20 protein-coding genes are annotated in these 22,177 nt (G+C 45.5%); 12 read left to right on the top strand and 8 right to left on the bottom strand.

Annotated features, from left to right (window positions below; genetic code table 11):
• Positions 1 to 30: 30 nt before the first annotated feature.
• From H7708_RS05050 to rplS, 5 genes are all read left to right on the top strand, one after another.
• Positions 31 to 459 (top strand): hypothetical protein, encoded by a 429-nt coding sequence (locus tag H7708_RS05050; RefSeq protein WP_223669382.1) that lies wholly within the window; start codon positions 31 to 33, stop codon positions 457 to 459.
• A gap of 309 nt (positions 460 to 768) precedes the next feature.
• Entirely contained in the window at positions 769 to 1,014 is a 246-nt protein-coding gene (gene rpsP, locus H7708_RS05045; protein WP_223669381.1) for a 30S ribosomal protein S16, read from the top strand.
• A gap of 35 nt (positions 1,015 to 1,049) precedes the next feature.
• Positions 1,050 to 1,565, top strand: a complete 516-nt coding sequence (gene rimM, locus H7708_RS05040; protein ID WP_223669380.1) for a ribosome maturation factor RimM — start codon at positions 1,050 to 1,052, stop codon at positions 1,563 to 1,565.
• Between the two features lie 19 nt (positions 1,566 to 1,584).
• Positions 1,585 to 2,346 (top strand): tRNA (guanosine(37)-N1)-methyltransferase TrmD, encoded by a 762-nt coding sequence (gene trmD, locus H7708_RS05035; protein WP_223669379.1) that lies wholly within the window; start codon positions 1,585 to 1,587, stop codon positions 2,344 to 2,346.
• Between the two features lie 56 nt (positions 2,347 to 2,402).
• Positions 2,403 to 2,759, top strand: coding sequence for a 50S ribosomal protein L19 (gene rplS, locus H7708_RS05030; RefSeq protein ID WP_223669378.1), 357 nt, complete (start codon positions 2,403 to 2,405; stop codon positions 2,757 to 2,759).
• A 58-nt stretch (positions 2,760 to 2,817) separates the two neighbouring features.
• Here the strand turns inward: rplS and H7708_RS05025 are convergent, their stop codons facing one another.
• Positions 2,818 to 3,477, bottom strand: a complete 660-nt coding sequence (locus H7708_RS05025; RefSeq protein WP_223669377.1) for a hypothetical protein — start codon at positions 3,475 to 3,477, stop codon at positions 2,818 to 2,820.
• Positions 3,478 to 3,600: 123 nt separating this feature from the next.
• Between H7708_RS05025 and xerD the strand changes: the two genes are divergently transcribed.
• The gene (xerD, locus tag H7708_RS05020) at positions 3,601 to 4,488 is read left to right on the top strand and encodes a site-specific tyrosine recombinase XerD (protein WP_223669376.1); all 888 of its coding nucleotides are present in this window, start codon (positions 3,601 to 3,603) and stop codon (positions 4,486 to 4,488) included.
• A gap of 191 nt (positions 4,489 to 4,679) precedes the next feature.
• Complete coding sequence (locus tag H7708_RS05015) at positions 4,680 to 5,465, top strand: thioredoxin fold domain-containing protein (protein ID WP_223669375.1); 786 nt, start codon at positions 4,680 to 4,682, stop codon at positions 5,463 to 5,465.
• A gap of 5 nt (positions 5,466 to 5,470) precedes the next feature.
• Here the strand turns inward: H7708_RS05015 and H7708_RS05010 are convergent, their stop codons facing one another.
• Entirely contained in the window at positions 5,471 to 5,839 is a 369-nt protein-coding gene (locus H7708_RS05010) for an Mth938-like domain-containing protein (protein ID WP_223669374.1), read from the bottom strand.
• 103 nt (positions 5,840 to 5,942) lie between these two features.
• On the opposite strand from H7708_RS05010, the gene recJ reads away from it, so the two are divergent.
• On the top strand, positions 5,943 to 7,646 hold the full coding sequence (gene recJ / locus H7708_RS05005; protein ID WP_456237566.1) for a single-stranded-DNA-specific exonuclease RecJ: 1,704 nt from the start codon (positions 5,943 to 5,945) through the stop codon (positions 7,644 to 7,646).
• Between the two features lie 9 nt (positions 7,647 to 7,655).
• On the opposite strand, the gene H7708_RS05000 is transcribed toward recJ, so the two are convergent.
• Positions 7,656 to 8,069 carry a hypothetical protein gene (locus H7708_RS05000; protein WP_407929718.1) on the bottom strand — a complete coding sequence of 138 codons (414 nt, stop codon included), beginning with the start codon at positions 8,067 to 8,069 and terminating at the stop codon, positions 7,656 to 7,658.
• A gap of 267 nt (positions 8,070 to 8,336) precedes the next feature.
• Here H7708_RS05000 and H7708_RS04995 point away from each other — a divergent pair, with 267 nt between their 5' ends.
• Positions 8,337 to 9,131 (top strand): mechanosensitive ion channel family protein, encoded by a 795-nt coding sequence (locus H7708_RS04995; RefSeq protein WP_407929722.1) that lies wholly within the window; start codon positions 8,337 to 8,339, stop codon positions 9,129 to 9,131.
• 185 nt (positions 9,132 to 9,316) lie between these two features.
• Positions 9,317 to 10,663: a tRNA (N(6)-L-threonylcarbamoyladenosine(37)-C(2))-methylthiotransferase MtaB gene (mtaB, locus tag H7708_RS04990; protein ID WP_223669370.1), complete on the top strand. Its 1,347-nt coding sequence runs from the start codon at positions 9,317 to 9,319 to the stop codon at positions 10,661 to 10,663.
• On the opposite strand, the gene barA is transcribed toward mtaB, so the two are convergent.
• On the bottom strand, positions 10,660 to 13,512 hold the full coding sequence (gene barA, locus H7708_RS04985) for a two-component sensor histidine kinase BarA (RefSeq protein WP_223669369.1): 2,853 nt from the start codon (positions 13,510 to 13,512) through the stop codon (positions 10,660 to 10,662). The two genes, mtaB and barA, sit on opposite strands and share 4 nt — an antisense overlap.
• Positions 13,509 to 14,447: an ABC transporter substrate binding protein gene (locus H7708_RS04980; RefSeq protein ID WP_223669368.1), complete on the bottom strand. Its 939-nt coding sequence runs from the start codon at positions 14,445 to 14,447 to the stop codon at positions 13,509 to 13,511. Before H7708_RS04980 ends, barA begins: the two co-directional genes overlap by 4 nt.
• 217 nt (positions 14,448 to 14,664) lie before the next feature.
• Here H7708_RS04980 and H7708_RS04975 point away from each other — a divergent pair, with 217 nt between their 5' ends.
• Both H7708_RS04975 and rlmD read left to right on the top strand, forming a co-directional pair.
• On the top strand, positions 14,665 to 15,441 hold the full coding sequence (locus tag H7708_RS04975) for a 3'-5' exonuclease (RefSeq protein ID WP_223669367.1): 777 nt from the start codon (positions 14,665 to 14,667) through the stop codon (positions 15,439 to 15,441).
• Between the two features lie 56 nt (positions 15,442 to 15,497).
• Positions 15,498 to 16,844: a 23S rRNA (uracil(1939)-C(5))-methyltransferase RlmD gene (gene rlmD / locus H7708_RS04970; RefSeq protein ID WP_223669366.1), complete on the top strand. Its 1,347-nt coding sequence runs from the start codon at positions 15,498 to 15,500 to the stop codon at positions 16,842 to 16,844.
• Positions 16,845 to 17,201: 357 nt separating this feature from the next.
• On the opposite strand, the gene H7708_RS04965 is transcribed toward rlmD, so the two are convergent.
• From H7708_RS04965 to katG, 3 genes are all read right to left on the bottom strand, one after another.
• Entirely contained in the window at positions 17,202 to 18,443 is a 1,242-nt protein-coding gene (locus H7708_RS04965; protein WP_223669365.1) for a tetratricopeptide repeat protein, read from the bottom strand.
• A 632-nt stretch (positions 18,444 to 19,075) separates the two neighbouring features.
• Positions 19,076 to 19,489 carry a universal stress protein gene (locus tag H7708_RS04960; protein ID WP_223669364.1) on the bottom strand — a complete coding sequence of 138 codons (414 nt, stop codon included), beginning with the start codon at positions 19,487 to 19,489 and terminating at the stop codon, positions 19,076 to 19,078.
• A gap of 250 nt (positions 19,490 to 19,739) precedes the next feature.
• A complete protein-coding gene (gene katG / locus H7708_RS04955; RefSeq protein WP_223669363.1) occupies positions 19,740 to 21,896 on the bottom strand; it encodes a catalase/peroxidase HPI in 2,157 nt (718 codons plus the stop codon).
• Positions 21,897 to 22,177 lie beyond the last annotated feature (281 nt).

Genomic DNA, 22,177 nt, shown 5'->3' with positions numbered 1-22,177 from the left:
GACTTTCATTCGAAAAACTTGGAGAATTACATGAAATTAGTTGGATTGTTCGCAGCAGGTGCACTGTTAGCAATGTCTTCAATGACAACCACTGCTGCAGAAGGTGAAGCCGCTCAGAAAACACCGCCACCCAATATGGAAGCGATGATGACGCAAATGATGAAGCAGCAAGCAAAACAACAGGTTAAGCAAACTTGCTCTAATAAAGAGATGTTATCTTGTATGGGATTTGAAGCGTCGAACTGCGAAGAAACCATGACAAAAATGATGGATGATGTACTAAAACAATGCATTACGCCAAATATGCAGAAGCTAATGGCGGCAAAAAATATGAGTCCAGAAGAGCGTGAAGCTTTGAATAAGACGATTGAAAGCTGCGCGAACAAAACGTCAGATAAACATGGTTTTGATACTGAGAAAGCAAAAAGCTGTTCTAAACAGGCTCAAAGCGCTGAATAAGTCGTTATCTTATTTGCAAAAGGCGGTTAAGTTTACTTAGCCGCTTTTTTTGTGGTTGTAGTCCCCTTAAAGGCCTTGCTTTCGCTGTGCTAGAATAGTGCTTCCGGTGCGGAACTATCAGTATTTTGTGCTATTTTCCCACCACAAAGAGGTTTTAGCCCATAAAAGTCTTAATTTTTAAGGTAAAACCGTTTCCAAAAGGGTGTGATTTCATGTAAAATTCGCGCTCTTAAAAATTTGTAAGCCTTAAAAGCGCCTATAAAGGGGGCTTTGGGGTGTTTTGTATTTAAACGTAGAGGATATAAACGTATGGTTAGCATCCGTTTAGCACGTGGTGGTTCAAAAAAGCGTCCTTTTTACCACTTAGTCGTTGCTGATATTCGCGCACGTCGCGATGGCCGTTTCATTGAGCGTGTTGGTTTCTTTAACCCGGTAGCTCGTGGTAACGAAGAGCGTCTACGTGTTGACAGCGAACGCGTTCAGCACTGGATCGAGCAAGGCGCTAAAACTTCTGAGCGTGTAGCTGCTTTGTTAAAAGAAGCTGCTAAAGCTTAATAAGTTTTTGATTTAGTTAAGAATATTTGATTCAGATGTCGGAAGCTTTTGACCCCATTATCGTTGGTAAGTTAAATGGCGCGTATGGCATCAAAGGGTGGGTTAAGGTTTATTCTCATACCTCACCTAAAGAAAACATTCTTAACTATAAACCGTGGTATTTAAAGCTTAACGGCCAGTGGCAGGAAGTTGCTGTTTTAAATGGTCGTGAGCAGGGCAAAACGATAGTTGCTCAGCTTGAAGGTTGTGATGATCGAAACATGGCCGAAAGTTACCACGGCATAGACATTGCGATTGCAAAGTCGCAGCTGCCAGAGCTGGAGCAGGGCGAGTATTATTGGCGTGAACTGATTGGTTTGAACGTCGTTAATCAGTCTGGTGAGCAGTTGGGGCAGATTAAAAAGTTGATGGAAACTGGTGCCAACGACGTATTGATTGTGAAAACACCGAAAGGTGCGGAGCTGTTAATACCTTATGTACCAGATTACAGTATCATCAATGTTGACTTGCAGGCGGGTATTATGACCGTCGACTGGGAGTCTGACTATTAACACTGATGGAGTTCATTTAATGAATATCCACATTATCAGCTTATTTCCGCAGATGTTTGATGCGGTGTGTGAGCAGGGTGTCGTCGGACGAGCAGTCAAGCAGGGCAAGGTGAATGTTGCGGTAACGAATCCTCGGGATTTTACTCAGGATAAGCATCGCACCGTTGATGATAGACCTTATGGTGGTGGTCCGGGCATGTTGATGATGACAGCGCCATTAACCGAAGCGATAAGGTATGCTGAGAGCTCGATGGCAATCAGTAATGATGCTCAACCCGTGTATAAGGTATATTTATCACCGCAGGGGCAGCGTTTAGACCATCAGCTGGTGAAAACATTAGCGCAAAAGCAAAATTTGCTTTTGGTTGCTGGCCGCTATGAAGGAATTGATGAGCGAGTCATCGAGTCAGAAATTGACTTGGAAGTCTCTCTCGGTGATTTTGTTCTTAGTGGTGGAGAAATCGCAGCGATGGCTGTGATGGATTCAGTTGTTCGAACCTTGCCAGGCGTTCTGGGACATCAGGACTCGGCGGAGCAGGATTCGTTTGCGGAGGGTTTATTGGACCACCCGCATTACACAAGACCTGAAGTTTACGAAGGTCAACAGGTCCCGCCCATATTGCTAACTGGCGACCACGAAAAAATTCGTCGCTGGAGGCTGAAGCAATCTCTGGGGAGAACCTGGTTACGACGCAAGGATTTGTTGGAGCAAACCGAATTGAACGATGAGCAACAGCAACTTCTGCAAGAATTTATTGAAGAATATAGCGCTAGCAGCTAGTTCTTCTCGACGATTAATTTTGACAGAGCAAACGCTCAAATGAGGAGCAAACAGCCATGAGTAACATCATCCAACAGCTAGAAGCTGAACAAATGAATAAAGACGTACCAGAGTTTGGTGCGGGTGACACAGTTGTTGTCCAAGTTAAAGTAAAAGAAGGTAACCGTGAACGTCTACAGGCGTTTGAAGGCGTTGTTATCGCAAAGCGTAACCGCGGTCTTAACTCTGCTTTTACCGTTCGTAAAATTTCTTCTGGTGTTGGCGTTGAGCGTACGTTCCAGACATACAGCCCACTAGTAGACAGCATCAGCGTTAAGCGTCGTGGTGATGTTCGCAAAGCGAAAATCTACTACTTGCGTGAGCGTAGTGGTAAATCAGCACGTATTAAAGCAAGACTTGACGTTAAAAAGTAAGCTTTTCTTACTGCATAAAAAAGCAGCCGCAAGGCTGCTTTTTTATTGTCTTGAGTTTTTATTCTAATGAAAAGCTCACTAAAGCAGTGCCACTGGCGCCCACACTGTCAGTGATCTGTATCATTCCGGCATAATTGCCAGCTTTCCAGTTATCGTTGTCGTTATTTAAACGATCGATAAACATGCTGTAAACACCGTTGGACCCGCCCTGGAACCAGTCGGCACCACAGTCCACATCACACTTGATCGCTGAAGTGCCGCCCGCTGGTACAAACGAGTTGTTATAAGTAAATTGGCTTGAGCTTAAACCAGAGACCGGCTCCCCATTTTTGCTGACCAGAATACGAATGGGAAAAGGGTTGTGGTTAGATGATGAAGCTGCGTCAAAAGTATGTGCATCAGCAGCATCAGAGTTACACTGCACAGGCGCCGATTCACACGTGTCGGTATGAGCTATAACCTCTACGTCCAGAGTGTTGCCCAGCTCAGAAACCTCGTCAGCAATATCATCCAACTCATTGCTGATGGCTGTTTGACCGTTGAGTAATGCCTGAACATCGACTGCTAGCCCGGAAACTTGAGCTTTGACTTCGTCGATCTCTTCAGTGAGTGTTTCGACAACGCCCTGGAAGGGTTTTCCGGGAGGTGTTCCTGGGGCTGCAAGAACAGTTGAGGTAGAAGATAATAAAATAACGGATGAAATAACGGATAATTTCATAATAAACTCCTTTTTTGTGTTAAGTCCTTAAATCCACACTGTGATAATATCAATTTTGCATTGCTAGTATAAGGTATTAGTGTGAACTGTTTAAAAATTAATCAATTTTGTTGAGGCTTTTAGGTGAATTCTGTATTAATCGAGCGGTTTTGTGATCATGTCTGGATGGAACAGGGGCTCTCTGATGCCACTTTGGCCAGCTACCGCAGCGATTTGAAGCTCTTTGCTCAGTGGTTAAATAAGGAGAATAGCGAGTTGCAGCATTGTAACCTGGCGACACTTCAGCGTTATATGGCCCATCGCTACCAGCAAAAGTACAGCAATCGTTCGACTGCCAGATTCTTATCCTCTGCACGTAAATTCTACCAATATTTGTTACAGACGAATCAGATCAAAGTGGATCCGACGCAACAGATTGAAACTCCTAAAGTACAGCCACCGGTTCCTAAAACTTTGAGTGAGGAGGACGTTGAGTCTTTATTGGCACAGCCGGATCCGGATACAGCCCTGGGCTTGCGCGATAAAGCCATGCTGGAATTATTGTACAGCAGTGGTCTACGCATAACCGAGCTGATCAGTATGGAGGTTAATCAAATCGGCTTTGTGCAAGGTGTGATGCGAGTTGTCGGTAAAGGGAACAAGGAGCGCCTGGTGCCGATTGGGGAAGAAGCGCTGATGTCGATACAGGCTTATATACAGTATGGTCGGCCTGAGTTAGCGACAGAAACGCCTAATGATTGGCTTTTTTTGAGCACCAGGGGCAGCAAAATGACTCGGCAGACCTTTTGGTACCGCATTAAGCATTATGCCAAAACAGCGGGGATCAGTACGGATTTGTCTCCACACACCTTGCGCCATGCTTTTGCTACTCATTTGCTGAATCATGGCGCTGATCTGCGGACTTTACAGATGCTGTTAGGCCATAGCGACCTGTCTACCACCCAAATATATACTTATGTCGCCAGAGAGCGCCTGAAGCAGCTTCACAGCGAGCACCATCCTCGAGGCTAGTCGTTGTAAATCTTTGTAAATCAACTTACTTTTTGTGATGTTGCGCGGCTAGAATGAATGCTATGGGATGGAAGTAGTTCGTATTATCTGTTGCACGACTACTTGCAATGTATGAATTTCTTTAAGAAGAAAATGGTGTTATGCAAACATTTACGAAGTTTTTATTATTGAGTGTTCTTGGGACATTGTTCATGGCTGACTCACAAGCTGCGACTTTGAAAAAGGCCGATAATACTCAAGCACAGCTGCAGGATGGCAAGGTTTTAAACCCTGAGCAGATTCAACGACTGCTGCAAGGTAAATTCCCATCGGCGAAAATTCAGCATGTAGCCATGTCAGAAATTGATGGTCTATACTCTTTTATGCTTCAAGGCGATTTGTACTATATTTCTGATAACGGTAAGTATTTGATTAAGGGTCAGGTGCTGGATATTTCCACATCGAAAGTGAAAAATGTATCGTCGGAGCGTCTGTCTGAAATCCAGAAGCTGGAGTCGCCAATGCGTATGGCTGCTATTAGCGAGCTGGATGAAAGCGATATGGTGGTCTATAAGGCGCCAAATGAAAAGCATGTCGTTACGATATTCACTGATGTTGACTGTGGCTTTTGTCAGAAGTTGCACCGTGAGCGTCAAAACTACCTCGATCTTGGGATTACCTTACGTTATTTGGCATTCCCTCGTGCTGGTTTGAAGTCAAAATCGGCAGCAAAATTACAAGGGATCTGGTGTGCTGCGGATCAGCAAACGGCTATGACGGAAGCAAAAGTACAGCATAAGTACCGTTCGGGTAGCTGTAAAACACCATTTAAAGAGCATATGGCTTTAGTTCGACAGTTTGGCCTTAACGGCACGCCGGGCATTATTCTAGAAAACGGCGATCTGATTGGCGGCTACCTGCCTGCTGAAGTACTCAGTAAACGTCTAAACCAGATTTCAGCCGACCAGGCTAATACTGAAAAAGTCGCTAATAAATAAGGCTTTTACGGGTATAAAATCGCCAGTACTTGTCGACCTTCACTGGCTAAGACGGTGAAGGTACGACAGGCGGCTCCAGTTGACATGATCTCTAAGGGGGCGCCCATCATTTGCGCGGCCTCAATAAGCTCCCACTCAAGTAGCTCCATATGCTCCCCGGTACCCAGCAATACTGCTTCGTATTGCTCTATCTTTAGCTCCTCAAGCAAACTTTTGTCGATGTCCTGAATATTTTGTGGTAGCGACTGTTGATGAAGAGTCTCCAATGTGACCATGACAGGGTGTTGGTACTGTTCGTCATTAATCGTAATCGTGCCGGGCTCGTAGGATCGAACTTGATATTGGCCTGTCGATTTATCTAATGAAATATCCATGGAATTTGCCGTGAATTTTATGGATGAACACTTTGCAGCTCGTACGAATTTCCAGTATAACGAACTCCAACTATGAGTGTAACCGATTATATCTGATATGCCTTTGAATATACGCCGTCGAGAAGCTTCTGAAATATTGCCGTTGACCGAGTCGAGTCTGCTTAACCGGGTTTATGCTAACCGTGGAGTCTCTGCAAAAGAAGAGCTGCAATATGCGTTGTCTGAGCTTGAGCCTTATCATAGTTTAAAAGGGATAGAGCAGGCCGTATCCTTATTGTGGGGTAGTTTAGAGCGCAATGAAAAAGTTTTGATCGTCGGTGACTTTGATGCTGATGGTGCCACCAGCAGTGCTTTGGCGAAGTTGGTACTAACTCGGTTGGGAATGCAGGTTGAGTATCTGGTGCCTAACCGTTTCGATTATGGTTACGGCCTATCGCCCGAGTTGGTTGAAGTGGCGAAAGAGCGTCAGCCAGCGCTTATCATTACGGTGGATAATGGCATTTCCAGTATCGCTGGTGTTAAAGCGGCGAAGGAGGCGGGAATTAAGGTGTTAGTGACCGATCACCATCTGGCCGGTGACGAGTTGCCTCAGGCTGACGCGATAGTGAACCCCAACCAGCCTGGAGATGAATTTCCGAGCAAGAACCTGGCCGGTGTCGGGGTTATTTTCTACGTCTTATTGGCTTTTCGAGCTTATTTACGCGATAACGGCTGGTTTGAGCTTAACGGAAACAAGCCGCTGAATTTAGCACACTACCTGGATCTGGTTGCACTTGGCACCGTCGCCGATGTAGTGCCGCTGGATAAAAATAACCGTATTTTAGTCCATCATGGGCTGAAGCTGATTCGAGCCATGAAATGCCGTCCGGGCATAATAGAGCTCCTGAGAATGGCGAAAAGGGATCCGGTGAAAATTAAATCCAGTGATCTGGGCTTTGCCGTAGGCCCTCGCTTGAACGCAGCCGGCCGTCTGGACGATATGGGGCTGGGAATAGAGTGCTTATTGACAGACTCAGCGCATCGGGCGCAGGAGCTGGCACAGGTACTGCATAGCCTGAATGTGGATCGTCAGCAGGTTGAGCAGGAAATGCAGGATGAGGCTTTAGCTCAGCTGGAGACGATGGAATTTGATAGCGATAAAAGACATTCCCTGTGTCTGTACGAGCCCCACTGGCACCAGGGAGTGGTGGGTTTGGTGGCTTCTCGACTGAAAGAGCGTAGCTACCGTCCCTGTATTGTCTTTGCTAACGCTGACGATGGTACCATCAAAGGCTCGGGCCGCTCGGTGAAGGAAGTCCATATTCGCGATGCGCTGGCATTGGTGGATGCTAGAAACCCCGATTTAATTGATAAGTTTGGTGGGCATGCCATGGCGGCAGGCCTGTCGATAGCGAAACAAAAGTTTAACGAGTTTCAGCAAGCCTTTGAGCAGGCGGTGCAAACCGTACTGGGTAACCAGGTTCTGGAAGATGTTGTTGAGACTGATGGTGCGCTACAGGCTGACGAATATCATTTGGGGAGTGCTCAGCTGTTAGCGCAGGCAGGGCCTTTCGGACAGGGCTTTGTTGAGCCGGCTTTTGATGACGAGTTTGAAGTCCTGAATCAAAGGATCATTGGTGAAAATCATTTAAAATTAACGCTGAAAAAGGACGGCTGCTCTCAGCCGATTTCGGCAATAGCCTTTAGGATCGACCCACAGGAATGGTCACAACCTGCTACAGCGATTCGAGCGGTATTCAGGCCGGACATCAACGACTACTATCAGGCAGAATTACAGCTGATTATTACGCACCTTGAAGCAATTTAAGCGAGCGGCCTATGAGTTATTCCGCTCTGGGATAGCTGCATCACAGGCATCGGGATCGCCGGTCCACTTGGTTTGGGTGACGGTTCCCCTGTCGTTGTAACCGATTTGAACGGTACAGTGCAGGCTTTCTCTGCCACCGAACAACGTGGTGCCGATACTACCGAAAACATGACTCCCGAAGCCCCCGACACCGATGTTAAATGATGGACGATTTCTGATCTCTCGGGTATTCCATTCCGCATATTTTTTGCCGTTGATTTCTCTATCAGCGGTCGGAACCCCCCAGCTTTGAATAACCGTATCAATGTCGGCTCCCTGCCATGCCGATAGTTTCGATTCGACTTCTGCTGGTTTGATACTGGCGCAGCCGGCGGTGAGCCCTGCTGTAAGAGTCAGCGCGCTGCAGAGTTTCAACTTGGTCATAGTGCCTCCTTTCGGTACATTATTGACGGGTATTAACTCGATTATTAGCCATAAATTAACAGAAATGTAGGGTATTGTCGTTAAAATTTGTAAAACTAATGGGTGGTTATCACCTTGTACTTGTTACATTTTTTCGGTATGACTACAATGACCTGGTTGTTTAATTCTTTCAATAAGGGGAGCACCACAATGTCAACAACAGCTGCTAAGTTAGCAGAGTCAGCGGGCATCAATACAGAACAAATGTCCAGCTGGGCTGCTGCTGCGATGGAATATGCAAAAATTTACCTACCAAAATTAGCCGTTGCCATAATCATTTTAATCGTTGGTTGGATCTTGATTAAAGTATTACTGGGTGGCATGAAAAAGTTGTTTAAGGCAAAAGATTTTGATGTCACGTTAGAGAGTTTCTTGCTGAGTTTTACCAGCATCTTACTGAAGATCATTCTGTTAATTACCGTGATTAGTACTATGGGCGTGCAGATGACGACCTTCGTTGCGTTGTTGGGTGCTGCCGGTTTAGCCGTTGGTATGGCGTTATCAGGTACGTTACAAAACTTTGCCGGCGGGGTCATGTTGTTGATTTTCCGTCCATACAAAGTCGGAGACTTTATTGAAGCGCAGGGCCATTCGGGCACGGTAAAAGAAATTCAAATCTTTAACACTATTCTGAAAACCCCAGATAATAAGATTATCATTATTCCAAACGCTCCTATCTCGAAAGACTCGATGATTAATTACAGTATGGAAGCGACTCGTCGCGTTGATTTCCTGCTGGGTATTGGTTACGACGATGATATTGATCAGGCGAAGAAAGTGATTATGGATGTCATCACTGCCGATGAGCGTGTCCATAAAGATCCTGAGCCTTTTATCGCGGTTAAAGAGCTAGCTGATAGTTCAGTTAACTTTGCGGTTCGTGTCTGGGTTGATAGTGGTGATTACTGGGGCGTTTATTTTGATAACCTGGAAGCGGTTAAGAAAGCGCTGGATGCCAAAGGTATCTCGATCCCATACCCACAGACGGATGTTCATTTACATCGTATAGAACAATCATCGTAGGATTCTCGATTATTTTGTTCTATGGAAGGCGCCACTGGCGCCTTTTTCATGGAAAGGATATTAATTTGGTGTTGAAAAGAGGTGATTCTAATGCTTAATATCTGTACAATTGGCGCCCGTTTTCGCTGAGCTCTGGTTGCTCAGCACTGTGCTTATAAAACGTTGGATAGGATGTGTAGAGTATTATGCAGGTACATTTAAGTGCTTTAGGTTGCCGTTTGAACGAGGCCGAATTACAGAATTGGGCGACGTCATTCCAGAAAGTCGGTTATTCCCTTGCCGCATCAGCCGATGCTGCGGACTTAATTGTACTGAATACCTGTGCAGTAACTGCAGAAGCTGCGCGAAAATCACGCCAGACAGTGCGACGCTTTCACCGAAGTAACCCCGAAGCACGTATGGTGGTGACTGGCTGTTATGCGTCCTTAGAACCAGAAAAGCTCGAACAAATTATGGGCGTTGATTTGGTCGTGGATAACGCTGATAAAGACGTTTTGGTCGATAAGGTAAAAGACGTGCTGGATATGCCGGTCATGCCGGAGTTTGCGACTGAGCCGGGCGAGAGTGCACTGTTTGCACGTAACCGTGAACGCGCCTTTATTAAAATCCAGGATGGATGCCGATACCGTTGTACTTACTGTATTGTCACCGTTGCCCGGGGCGAAGAAAAAAGTCGCTCGATCGATGATCTGGTCGATGAAGTGAATCAGCTGCATGCCGAAGGTGTTCAGGAGATCGTTCTCGCCGGCGTTCACGTTGGTGGTTATGGTTCGGATATCGACTCCAGCCTTTATGAATTAGTGCAAAATATCCTTGAGCGCACGGACATGCCGCGCATTCGCTTTGCCTCGGTCGAGCCGTGGGACTTGGGTGAGAATTTCTTTGAGTTGTTTGCCAACCCGAGATTGATGGCACATATGCACCTGCCCATCCAAAGTGGAGCAGATAGCGTCCTTCGCCGCATGTCTCGTCGATGCCGCACCGAAGACTTTGCTCAGCTGGTTCATGATGCCAGAACTCAGGTGCCGGGCTTTAACGTTACGACGGATGTGATCGTTGGCTTTCCCGGCGAATCGGACGACGAGTTTGAACAGACTATGGAATACATCGAACAGCTGGGTTTTGGACATATCCATATTTTTACATACTCTGATCGTGAAGGGACTAAAGCGGCGCGCTTGCCGAACAAGATCGCTAAAGATGTTAAAAAAGAACGCAGCCGTCGTTTACACGAGCTTGCTGCTGAGCTGAAAGCTAAAGAACTGAAGGCCCAGATAGGTCAAACGGTCCCGGTGTTATGGGAAAGTTCGAACCAGCAGGTGAGTGACGATACTCGGCGTTACTTTGGATACACACCTAACTATCATAAAGTCGCAGTAGATGTTCCGCTGGGGCACAGCCCCGAGCGCTGTATCTTGGCGACAGAGCTAAAAGCAGTCGATGAAGAGCAGGGCATTTTAGTTGGGGAGATCATCGAAGATATTCCAGTATCGTCCGCTCAGCAAAGCGAAATACAGATTACCCAGCTTTAATCACTTTCCACGGGGCTGCTCGTGTCTTCCAGGTAGGGACGAGCAGCTTCGTTGATCGCTTTAAGCTCACTTATTAATTCTTGATGTAAGTCCTCAAGCAGGTTGTACTGCTGCTTTTTCAGTTTGCTTTCGTACTGATTACTCAGGCGTTTTAGACGGGGTGTGCCGACGTAGCAGCTGGCACCATGCAGTTTATGGATATGCTGTAACAACTCATCAAAGTCCTGCGCCTGGTAGCAAGCATGAATGACCCGTCCGGTTTCATGATTAGACTCGACCATCATTTTCAGCATATCTTTAGCCAGATCGGCTTTGCCGTTTGCCAGTTTTAAACTTAGCTCCCAGTCCAACGTTTGCTCAGTATCTTCATCGGATGATTCTTGCTCTTGCGGAGCGGTCGTCAGGGTGCTGTCGGCCTGAGTCCACTTCAGAAGCACGTTAACAAGATCCTGTTCAGATACTGGTTTAGTCATGTAGTCATCCATGCCTGAGTCCAGCAACATCTCTCGCTCGTTCGCCATCGCATGGGCGGTTAAGGCGATAACCGGGGTACTCTGGTTGGTGGCATTAGCGCGGATGGTGCGAGTTGCCTCGAGGCCATTCATTTCAGGCATTTGAATATCCATCAGGATGGCGTCGTAGACTTTGTCTTTCGTTAGTGCTACAGCCTGCATGCCGCTATCGGCGGTATCAACTTTTATCCCCAAGTCTTCGAGCAGGGTTGTCACCAGGCGTAAGTTAGCCGGATTGTCGTCCACGGCCAGCACATAGCTACCTTTCAATTCATTCGCTTTTGCGTGGGTTACCGGTTCAGGTTTGGCTTTAGACTTTTCGGTTTTATTGGAACGTAACAGCTCAATTAATGAATTGTACAGAGCGCGGTAGGTGATAGGTTTTTCCATGGCACGGGCGACACCCAGAGCAGATAAATGCTCTAAGAAATCGACATCCCCGGATGTACTGAAGGTTATAACTGGACAGCCCAACTGGCTGTTGACCTTATTACAGATATGCTCAAGACGTTGGATACGTCGCCTGAAGCGCTGACCGCCAATAATAATCAAATCGACATTCTTTCCGCTCTGTGCGTAGAGATCGACCTCTGTCATCAAATCATCAATTTTCTCAAAACTTCGCACCTGCATCTGCCAGTCTTCCAGCATCTGCGTTAACGACAGTCGTGTCGCAGGATGTGGATCGAAAACAAGGACGGATTTTGAAGCTAGGAATTCGCCTGTTAAGCCATCCTCTGGTAATGATTCCGCGCGCTCGCACTGCAAGGTAAACCAGAAGGTTGAACCGCCGCCTTCCGAACTTTCCACGCCGATATTACCGCCCATTTTCTCAACCAGAGATTTCGAGATAACTAGACCCAGACCGGTGCCACCAAACTCGCGAGTCGTGCTACTGTCAGCCTGACTGAAGGCTTTAAACAAGTTGTTCTGTTGTTCTTTAGTGAGACCGATACCAGAGTCTTTAACCTGTATTTTGAGTTTAAGACCTTTCTTACCTTCTGACTCAACTTCGGCATACAGCTCAACACTACCAGACTTGGTAAACTTCACAGCATTGTTGAGTAAGTTGGTAATGATCTGCTTGATTCGAATCGGATCGCCCAGCAATGCTTTCGGTACGTCGGAGTAAATCAGTGATACCAGCTCAATACCTTTCTGTGAGGCATTCGGGCCGAGGATTTTAAAGACATCATCGACGCACTCACGTAGATCGAACGGATAACGTTCAAACGACATCTTACCCGCTTCGATTTTCGAGTAGTCGAGAATATCGTCAATAATGGATAACAGACCGGAAGCCGAACGTTTAATATCAAACAGGAAGTCTTTCTGTTTATTGTTCAGCTCTGTTTTCAGTAGTAAATCGGTAAAACCGATAACACCGTTCATTGGCGTACGGATTTCATGACTCATGTTTGCCAGGAATTCGGTTTTAATGCGGCTGGCTTCGATAGCCTGGCGGCGTGCAATATCCAGCTCAAGGTTGTTTACTTCGAGCGTCTCCAGCGTCTCACGTAGATCTTCAGTGGCCTGATCGACCGCTTGCTGCATCTCTTCCTGGTTATGCTCCATGCTTTCAGCCATAAGGTTGATGCCGTCTTGTAACGTTTTTAATTCAGCACTGGCATCGGAGCTGATTCGGGTATCCAGTTTACCATCCTTAATTTTATCGACACCCTTAGCCATGCTGACGATAGGTTCGGTAACGCTGGTGGACATGCGGCGAGCCAGGAAGCCGCCGATTAATAAGCCGATTAAGCTGATGAGGATGGTGGTGATGATGGTGCTGTAGCGGCTCAGCATGGAGAAGTCCTGAGACATTAATACCGCGACGTAGCCCAAGATCTCGGTGTTGTTCTTGACGTTGGTGCGCCAGGATTCATGGTCTTCCGGAAACTTCGAAAGAATAGGAGCATGGAAGAGCATACCATTGTCGCGTTTTTCCATGCGGGCAAAGCGCATCAAGTTGGTCTGAGCGCCGATCTGAGCCAAGTCATGAGGACTTTCGATGTTCATTTGTGACAGATATTCTGCCGCTCCAACTGACGTCAGGACTCGATTGTTTTGATCATAAATGGCAACCGCGAGCAACTCTTTATCATTATCTCGGGCTGCCTGAGCCATTTCCTGCAGAGTGCTGTTATCGAGCGTAATAATGCCGTATTCACTGGCTAGAGCTAGATGGGTAGCGATGGTTTTACCACGGGAAATCAGTGAGTCTTCGCTGTCCTGAATATGGTTATTAATAAAAAAAGAGCCCAATAATAAGCAAACCAATAACGTTGGCGTGAGCGCTAACGTTAGAATGCGTCGACTGATTCCCCAGTTTCTCATGGTGTTTGATTATTCCCGTTAACCATCGTTTTATGAATAAATTCTAAGGCTTCTACTTTTTGCATCAGGCCTCCAACTGTCAGTTCTTCATAACCCAGTAAACGGGCAACTTTGCGATTAATACTGACGGCAAAGCTAGTAGGGAACTGGTAAGGCTCTTGCAGTGTGCCGCTCAATATTTGGTGATACAGTTGGGCTGCCTGTTCGCCAATATCATGCGGTTGGGTAAACAATGTTAGCATTGCTCCCTCTTTTAGTACACTTTGCGAGTGTGCTATCACAATAATTCGCTGTCGGTAGGCGTTGACCAGTACCGATTTCCGGACTTTACCCGGTCTGAAAACGCAGTCACTTTCCATGACGATAACCGAGCAGCAATTCTTGAGCTGTTTCATGGTGTCGCGCCCCTTGAGCTTCGGGTCGACCATCACCGGGCGGTAAAACAAATCGTAGAACTTTGACAGTTCTTCAAACCGCTGGATATTGTATTTTGTTTTCGGCGAAATGAAGCTGCCAATTTGAGCCTGATAGACATTTAAGCTTTTGGCTAGCTGCACGAAACGGACTGTGGGCTGGGCGTGGGTTATGGCGTAAACGTTGTTTCTGGAATTCTGCTTCAGTGACTTAAATAACGACTTATTAAGCATTAAGGCCAGAACGGGAGCTGATAACTCCAGCTCCTCAATTTTTCGATAAGACTGGTTCCCGATAACAATAATGAGATCGGGTTTATTCGATTCCAGCTGTTGCTGCCAATTATTTTGCCGCTCCCAGAAAATCAGCGTGTCATCGACTTTCATATTGTGCTGGCTAAGCAGAGACTGCTTAAATGAATACAGTAGCTCGCGTTCCTGAGGCGTTGAGAAGGCACTGAGTACGTTCACTCTGACTACTTCGGGTTCGCTGGAGTGCTCTGCGCTGGCCGTTTGAAGCAATAAAGTACTGCTTAAAAGGACTAAGGACAGTATAAAGATTGACAGTGCTGTGGGTCGAACTGGATTCAAGTCGGAATTCTCCAAGCTTTTTGGTGGCAAAATCGTTATACTACGTGGTCTTTTAGCCTAATCTACCTTGCTTCAATGGCAGTGGCAAGGTCGAGTTAGTTAAGGTTATGATTTTAACGCAATTTTAGTGGAAAAGTGATCAGGATATATGAATCTATTTGTATTTGATATTGAGACCATTCCCGACGTTGAAGCAGGGCGCTTGCTGAATGAATTTAAGGGATTAAGTGATGAAGATGTGGTGTCGGCGATGGAGCACCTGCGTGTCCAACAATCGGGAACCACTTTCCAACCATTGTATTTGCATAAGGTCGTGGCGATTTCGGCAGTATTTCGTCATGGCGATAAAGTCAAAGTCTGGTCGCTGGGTGAAGAAGATGCTGATGAAAAGGAAATCGTACAGCGCTTTTTTGATGGCATCGAACGCTTTGCACCAACCATTGTATCCTGGAACGGTTCAGGTTTTGATTTACCGGTGCTGCACTACCGGGCGATGAAGAATAATGTCGTTGCGCAGAAATATTGGGATACCGGCGAAATCGATAACCAGTTTAAGTGGAATAACTACATTAGCCGTTACCATAATCGCCATATCGACCTGATGGATCTGCTGGCGCTGTATAACCCGCGAGCTAATGCGCCGCTGGATAAAGTTGCTTCGATGCTGGGTTATCCCGGAAAAATGGGCATGAGCGGCGCCAAGGTATGGGAAACCTATAACGAAGGCAATTTAAAGGCAATTCGCGATTACTGCGAAACCGACGTATTGAATACTTACCTGGTGTATCTGCGCTTTGAAGTGATGCGAGGCAATATGACTGTCGAAGAGCTGGAGTCGGAAGAAGCTTTCCTGAAACAGTATCTTGAGCAGGAAAACCAGGAACACTTTAATGAATTTTTAAGCGCCTGGAAAGGTGATGAATAGTTTTTGCTGATATTCAGCATTATTTTTTAGCGATTTTAATAAGAGACCGATTGTAGATGGCACGTAGACGACGTAGAAAGGCTTTGCCGAAAGATCCTGTTCGCGCAGAGATCCACGCTTTTTCACACGAAGGGCGAGGTATTGCTTCCGTAGAAGGCAAAACTGTATTTGTAGATAACGCACTGTTAGGCGAAGATGTTTCGTTTGTTTATACCGCAAAACGTGGCAAGTTTGATGAAGGTGTGGCTGAGGACATTCACGTTGCTTCAGAAGACAGAGTCACGCCACCGTGTGAACATGCGGATATTTGTGGCGGTTGTAGTTTGCAGCATATGAGCAACCCAGCGCAGATTGCTCATAAGCAGTCGGTACTGGTCGAACAGCTCAAGCATTTTGGGCAATATGATTTAGATAAAGATGACTATGATTTAGTCGAGCCCATGCAGGCCGACGTACTTGGTTATCGTCGTAAAGCTCGTCTAGGCGTCAAGTTTGTGCCTAAAAAAGGCGGGGCGCTGGTTGGATTCCGTGAGAAACGTAGCAGCTTCCTGGCGACTATTGATTCGTGTGTGGTGTTAGACCCAAGAGTGGGTCAATTAATCACACCTCTGAAGAAGATGATTTCAGAGCTGGATACCAATAACAAAACCGCTCAGCTGGAAGTCGCCATGGGCGATGATCAAGTTGCGCTTGTTGTGCGTCACCTTGAGCCGCTCAGTGAGAAAGATCACGACATGTGGGTTGAGTTTGGTAAAGAGCATGGGCTTTACATTTACCTGCAACCGAAAGGCCCTAAAACGGTTCATAAGATTTACGGCCCAGATGAAAGAGACTGGCTAAGCTATAAACTGGATGATTACGGTGTTGAGTTACTGTTTCACCCAATGGACTTTACTCAGGTCAATGCCAGCATTAATCAGAAAATGGTTAAGCGTGCTATCGACTGGTTAGAGCCGAGCAAAGATGACCGAGTACTCGACTTATTCTGTGGCCTGGGCAACTTCACCATTCCTCTGGCGACCCAAGTGCAAAACGTCGTAGGCGTCGAAGGTAGCGAAGAAATGGTCGAGCGTGGTGGTATGAACGCCAAGCACAATAATCTCGATAACGTGAAATTCTACGCCACTGACTTACAAGCTGACTTTACGCAAGAAGAGTGGGCACAAGAAGGTTTTAACAAAGTCCTGATTGATCCACCACGCAGTGGTGCACTCGATGTAGTGCAAAACATTGCACGTTTTAATCCCGAGCGCATTGTGTATGTTTCCTGTAACCCTGCGACGCTGGCACGTGATAGTGGCGAGCTAAAGGAAAGAGGCTATAAGTTAGTGAAAGCGGGAGTGATGGATATGTTTCCTCACACAGCACACACCGAATCAATCGCACTATTCCAGAAGGTCTAGTTTTAAATAGTCTTTTTCATCCAATACTACGTTATAAGTCTTATTTGAGGTGCTCACGTACAACTCGTACGCTCCGCGCCTCAAAAAGTCTTATGCCTTGTCTTGAATGAAAAATCCTGCTTTAAAACCATGTCGAAAATGTAATTGCTTGAACTTAAGTATTTTATTTCATTCTTGACGGTGAGGAAGAAGGGGGCACTGTTTTGGCGCGCCTAAAGCAATTTTATATCCCTTTCAGCAAGTTTCGTCATCCTGTGGCTTGAGAGCTACTGAGTCAGCTAAGTCGTGTCTGCCCCGCTGGGTACAGCAAGTCATTATTGTTTATTGTTGGGGTTCATTTTTCACTTCGTCCTACGTTTAGTATATTGTTTTCGTTTCTAATTTCTTTTTCCAGTACTCTTTTATTTCAGGTGTATTACTTAATGAGATGAGTACTTCTACTGATTTTTGATGCCCTGCTTCAGCGGCTTTTTCCAAATATGAAACACCTTCTATAAAATTTTTCTCGGTATACTTCCCTACCATTAAATATCTTCCTAGATTATACATTGCAGAGATGTTTCCCTTATCAGCTGCATCCCTAAGCAGTTCTAATCCTTTTTCCTCTTCTCCACTTTCTAGTAATAGGATAGATAAATTAGCTTCAGCCTCCGGTATCCCACAATCAATGGCCCTTTTATAGTTTTCAATAGCTGATTTAAGCTCTGAGTAGTGATAGATAATCCCAAGCTTCAAAGCAGAATAACAGTACCCCTTACTTAAGGACTTTTCAAAATGCTTAATCGCTTTATTCAGTTGGCCAGTTTCTTTCCAATAAATCATGCCAAGATTATGTAAAGCTTGCCCTGTTTCTTTTAACCCTATTGATTTTTTCAGAAGCTCAAGTGATTTTTTTATGTCCTTCTTAACATAATTGCCTTGAAAATAAGCCCACCCAACATTAGACAGTGCAACGGGATCATTCATTTTTTCTAGAGTTGACCAATAACTGATATCCCAATCTACTTCTACTCCTTTTATGTAGTAGTAAGACAGTCTACTAAGTGCTGGCTGGTACCCTCTTTTGAAGGCTTTTAACAGAAGGTTCGCAATTTGTTTCTCGCTTAACTCAACCTCGTCACTCTTTTCCCCTATTAATGCCATGATATATAAAGCCACAGGAAAACTTCCGGAAATATCTTTATATAACTCATAAGCTTTTACGTAATATTGATTGTTATTTTGCCCGGCTTTGAAATAACTATTTGCGATATCAAGCTTAGCATTTAGAATTCCTTTATTCACAAAACGCTCAAGCAAGTCAACCTGCTCCTCTAAAGAATAAGAGCTTAAGCTGTCTACAGTTAAGTAATACTCAGCAATATAACCATCTCTCTCATTAAGCGAGAGCTTGAATAGCTCTTTTTCTCTAGTTCTTTCATCACTATCCAGGGCTTTATTTATCTTAAGTGCAAAAAGTGGGGTTGGCTCACTTTCTAAGACAAGAGTTGGTTCATCATAAGTTTGAAAGGAAAAATATAATTCTGCTTCCGCTGTGCAGATATTGTGGGTGAGCATTAAAGCGATAAAGGGGAATATTATTTTCTTAATATTAGCCATAGATTAATTTTCCGTATTACCCATAAAAGTCAGCCTTATCATTAAAAATTATAGTATAAATTGGGCATGGTAGCCTAATTTAGTCAAAACGAGTAGGTGACTGAAAGGAATCCCTTTAGGGGAAGTCGAGTTTGACGGCGCGTGAGTAACTTTGATGAGCGAGGGGAGTGCGGAGCACCTAACGTCATGGGGTGCCTTTCTTTTGGTTACTTTTCTTGGGCAAGCAAGAAAAGTGACATTAAATACAATATCTTTAATGTAGCGAACGCAGGGTACATCAAAGCGCATCAAAGTATTAACAAATGAATGTATTTTTCCCCTATTAATTACATATAAAAGCTATAGATTACTATTACTAAAAAGAGTGAGAATAAACTAACACGCATTAACCAAAGCCATTTATATGAACGGCTATTACTTGAGAAGGGACTAGGGAATAATATGAGAACCCAGAATTTCAAAATGGCTCCGGGGTGTAACATCAAGGTAAAGAAGCCCGGACTTCCAAGCTTTTCGAAATAGTCGGGCTTTTCCTCTTCTATGGCGGAAAAGAGAACTCTCTCGAATATAAGCACAACTATTACGAGAGTAAAAATTAGAATTGTCATCATTTCCCTTAGGTATAACAGTATTTATCTTACTATAACGACTGAAATCGATGTATGCGCCACTAGGCGGCTAGCATTAGACTTGAAAAAATGATCCATAAAACGTGGCACATGCGAAGCCATTACAACTAAGTCAGCACCCATGGCCTCTCCAGTATCAGCCAACGCATCATCAAGTTCGACTGCCGGATCATTGCTATGAACCGTTTTATGGTCAAACTGTATACCATGCTCCGCTGATTGTTTTTCGGCGTATTGTGCCAGTTTTTCCTTGTATTCATCTTCATTATGAGCGGCTTCGCTTGGTGGAGATGCACTTACTCCGACAAGACATACGCTTGCTGAATAGAGCTTACCAATATCCGCGGCCACTTTAATTGCTTTCTCCAGAGTGGATTCATGTTCTAAATCCACCGGAACCATAATTTTTGTGTACATAATGTTATCCCTTCAATATGAGTTGCACCGTTTAAGGCATTAACAACAGGCTAACATTTTATAAAAAAATTTTCTTTGTAAGCCTTTATGGTTATTTGCTTACCACGCGAACCAGTGGCTATAAGTTGTGTTGAACGGGCGAAGTTCAGCGAATTCTCTTGTGACCTAAGTCATCCCGCGGTAAGCGACCGAAGGAAGTGCCCTTGGTACCGCGGGATGACAGAGCTTATTACAGTAAATTTAGTGAAAACTAACCCAAATCAAACCGATCCGCATTCATCACCTTACTCCAGGCCGCAACAAAGTCGTGAACAAACTTTTCTTTGTTGTCATCCTGGGCATAGACTTCGGCGTAGGCTCGCAGAATAGAGTTGGAGCCGAATACCAGATCGACGCGTGTGGCCGTCCACTTAACCCTGTCGGTTTTTCGATCACGAATTTCGTATAAGTTATTACCCGTAGGTTCCCATTTGTAGTTCATGTCCGTTAGGTTAACAAAGAAGTCGTTGGATAAGACGCCTTCGTTATCAGTGAATACTCCGTGCTTGCTGCCACCATGATTGGTGCCTAGTACTCGCATGCCGCCAACGAGAACCGTCATTTCTGGCGCGCTAAGTCCTAAAAGCTGGGTTTTATCGAGCAATAGCTCTTCGGCGTTGACAGCATAATCTTTCTTCAACCAGTTGCGGTAGCCGTCGTGAATCGGTTCGAGAGGTTCGAAAGATTCGACATCCGTCATATCGTCGGTGGCATCGCCGCGCCCAGGTGAGAAGGGTACTGTGATATTAATACCAGCAGCCTTTGCGGCTTGTTCGATACCAACATTACCCGCCAGTACGATAACATCGGCAATGCTGGCGCCAGTTTCGGAGGCTATGGGTTCTAATACCGATAGCACTTTAGATAAACGTTGCGGCTCGTTACCTTCCCAGTCTTTTTGTGGTGTTAAGCGAATTCGTGAGCCATTGGCGCCGCCACGCTTATCGGAATCTCGGTAAGTTCTAGCGCTGTCCCATGCAGTTGAAACCATGTCGCTGATCGTCAGGTTACTAGCGGCTAGTTTGTCTTTTACGGCTTGGACATCATAGTCGGTGCTCCCAGCTGGGACAGGATCCTGCCATAGCAGATCTTCTTTCGGCACGTCAGGCCCTATGTATCGAGCTTTAGGCCCCATATCTCGGTGGGTTAGCTTAAACCAGGCACGGGCAAATACTTCTGCCAGATATTCCGGATCTTTGTAAAAGCGCTCAGAAATTTTGCGATATTCCGGATCCACTTTCATCGCCATATCGGCGTCTGTCATGATCGGATTCTTACGAACTGAACTATCTTCGGCATCTACTGGTTTATCATCTTCCTTAATGTCCACGGGTTCCCATTGCCAAGCGCCAGCAGGACTTTTGACCGATTCCCATTCGTGGTTTAACAGCATCTCAAAATAACCGTTGTCCCATTTGGTTGGCTCTTTGGTCCATGCGCCTTCGAGGCCACTGGTTACGGCGTCATTACCAATTCCGCGTGTGGACTTATTGAGCCAGCCAAATCCCTGAGCTTCTAGCGGAGCCGCCTCTGGCTCAGGCCCGAGTTTATCGGCATCGCCATTACCATGAGCTTTACCCACGGTGTGGCCACCGGCTGTTAATGCTACGGTTTCTTCGTCGTTCATGGCCATGCGCTTAAAGGTTTCTCGCACGTCCTGAGCGGTTTTAAGTGGATCAGGTTTGCCATCAACACCTTCGGGGTTGACGTAGATTAAGCCCATCATCACCGCAGCGAGAGGGTTTTCCAGCTCTCGATCGCCCGAATAGCGACTGTTTTTATTATCGCTGGGCGCGAGCCATTCTTTTTCAGAACCCCAGTAGGTATCTTTTTCTGGATGCCAGATATCTTCACGGCCGAATCCGAAACCAAAAGTTTTTAAGCCCATAGACTCGTAGGCAATTGTTCCGGCATAACTAATTAAGTCGGCCCAGCTTAACTTGTTGCCATATTTCTTTTTGATAGGCCACAACAGTCGGCGAGCCTTATCCAGATTGCCGTTATCCGGCCATGAATTCAGAGGAGCGAACCGCTGGTTACCTGTTCCGGCGCCACCACGACCATCGGCAATACGGTAAGAACCTGCAGCATGCCAGGTAAGCCGTATCATCAAACCACCATAATGCCCCCAGTCGGCAGGCCACCAGTCCTGGCTGTCGGTCATTAATGCGGTTAAATCTTTTTTTAGAGCGTCAAAATCAAGTTTCTTAACTTCCTTCTGGTAATTAAAGTCTTCGCCGAGAGGATTGGTTTTTGTGTCATGTTGGTGAAGAATGTCTAGGTTCAGAGACTTCGGCCACCACTCCATATTCGACTGACTGCTTTCTGTAGCAGCACCATGCATCACGGGACATTTACTGTTAGACATGCTTGATCTCCTATATCGTTCTAAGAAGGGTTGTGAGAACAACCTGCAACTGTTAATCCATACTATTGGTCATTTACGGTAATTTGTATAATCCTTTCTCTATACTGCAACAATTGATTTTTTCTATCAACCACAAGGCGGTGTGTTGAGATGTTCGGCTGGTTTTGTGTAGTAGTCAAACCTTTAAGCTATCATTTGTTCTGGAGACTCAATGACAAACTCTAATCATGATAAATTCTGAACTATCCTTCTCCTTTCCAATAAATTTTTATACTGCTACT

It is taken from the genome of Kangiella shandongensis, from assembly GCF_020005365.1.
GTDB classification, from domain to species: domain Bacteria; phylum Pseudomonadota; class Gammaproteobacteria; order Enterobacterales; family Kangiellaceae; genus Kangiella; species Kangiella shandongensis.
The sequence above is the reverse complement of the archived record's forward strand: the minus strand, read 5'-3'. Positions and strand labels throughout refer to the sequence as shown.

What these genes read in the sequence shown, in the direction of transcription:
- H7708_RS05050 (WP_223669382.1), top strand. Translation starts at nt 31, where the DNA reads ATGAAATTAGTTGGATTGTTCGCAGCAGGTGCACTGTTAGCAATGTCT.
- rpsP (WP_223669381.1), top strand. Translation starts at nt 769, where the DNA reads ATGGTTAGCATCCGTTTAGCACGTGGTGGTTCAAAAAAGCGTCCTTTT.
- rimM (WP_223669380.1), top strand. Translation starts at nt 1,050, where the DNA reads ATGTCGGAAGCTTTTGACCCCATTATCGTTGGTAAGTTAAATGGCGCG.
- trmD (WP_223669379.1), top strand. Translation starts at nt 1,585, where the DNA reads ATGAATATCCACATTATCAGCTTATTTCCGCAGATGTTTGATGCGGTG.
- rplS (WP_223669378.1), top strand. Translation starts at nt 2,403, where the DNA reads ATGAGTAACATCATCCAACAGCTAGAAGCTGAACAAATGAATAAAGAC.
- H7708_RS05025 (WP_223669377.1), bottom strand. Translation starts at nt 3,477, where the DNA reads ATGAAATTATCCGTTATTTCATCCGTTATTTTATTATCTTCTACCTCA.
- H7708_RS05015 (WP_223669375.1), top strand. Translation starts at nt 4,680, where the DNA reads ATGGCTGACTCACAAGCTGCGACTTTGAAAAAGGCCGATAATACTCAA.
- H7708_RS05010 (WP_223669374.1), bottom strand. Translation starts at nt 5,839, where the DNA reads ATGGATATTTCATTAGATAAATCGACAGGCCAATATCAAGTTCGATCC.
- H7708_RS05000 (WP_407929718.1), bottom strand. Translation starts at nt 8,069, where the DNA reads ATGACCAAGTTGAAACTCTGCAGCGCGCTGACTCTTACAGCAGGGCTC.
- H7708_RS04995 (WP_407929722.1), top strand. Translation starts at nt 8,337, where the DNA reads ATGGAATATGCAAAAATTTACCTACCAAAATTAGCCGTTGCCATAATC.
- mtaB (WP_223669370.1), top strand. Translation starts at nt 9,317, where the DNA reads ATGCAGGTACATTTAAGTGCTTTAGGTTGCCGTTTGAACGAGGCCGAA.
- barA (WP_223669369.1), bottom strand. Translation starts at nt 13,512, where the DNA reads ATGAGAAACTGGGGAATCAGTCGACGCATTCTAACGTTAGCGCTCACG.
- H7708_RS04975 (WP_223669367.1), top strand. Translation starts at nt 14,665, where the DNA reads ATGAATCTATTTGTATTTGATATTGAGACCATTCCCGACGTTGAAGCA.
- rlmD (WP_223669366.1), top strand. Translation starts at nt 15,498, where the DNA reads ATGGCACGTAGACGACGTAGAAAGGCTTTGCCGAAAGATCCTGTTCGC.
- H7708_RS04965 (WP_223669365.1), bottom strand. Translation starts at nt 18,443, where the DNA reads ATGGCTAATATTAAGAAAATAATATTCCCCTTTATCGCTTTAATGCTC.
- H7708_RS04960 (WP_223669364.1), bottom strand. Translation starts at nt 19,489, where the DNA reads ATGTACACAAAAATTATGGTTCCGGTGGATTTAGAACATGAATCCACT.
- katG (WP_223669363.1), bottom strand. Translation starts at nt 21,896, where the DNA reads ATGTCTAACAGTAAATGTCCCGTGATGCATGGTGCTGCTACAGAAAGC.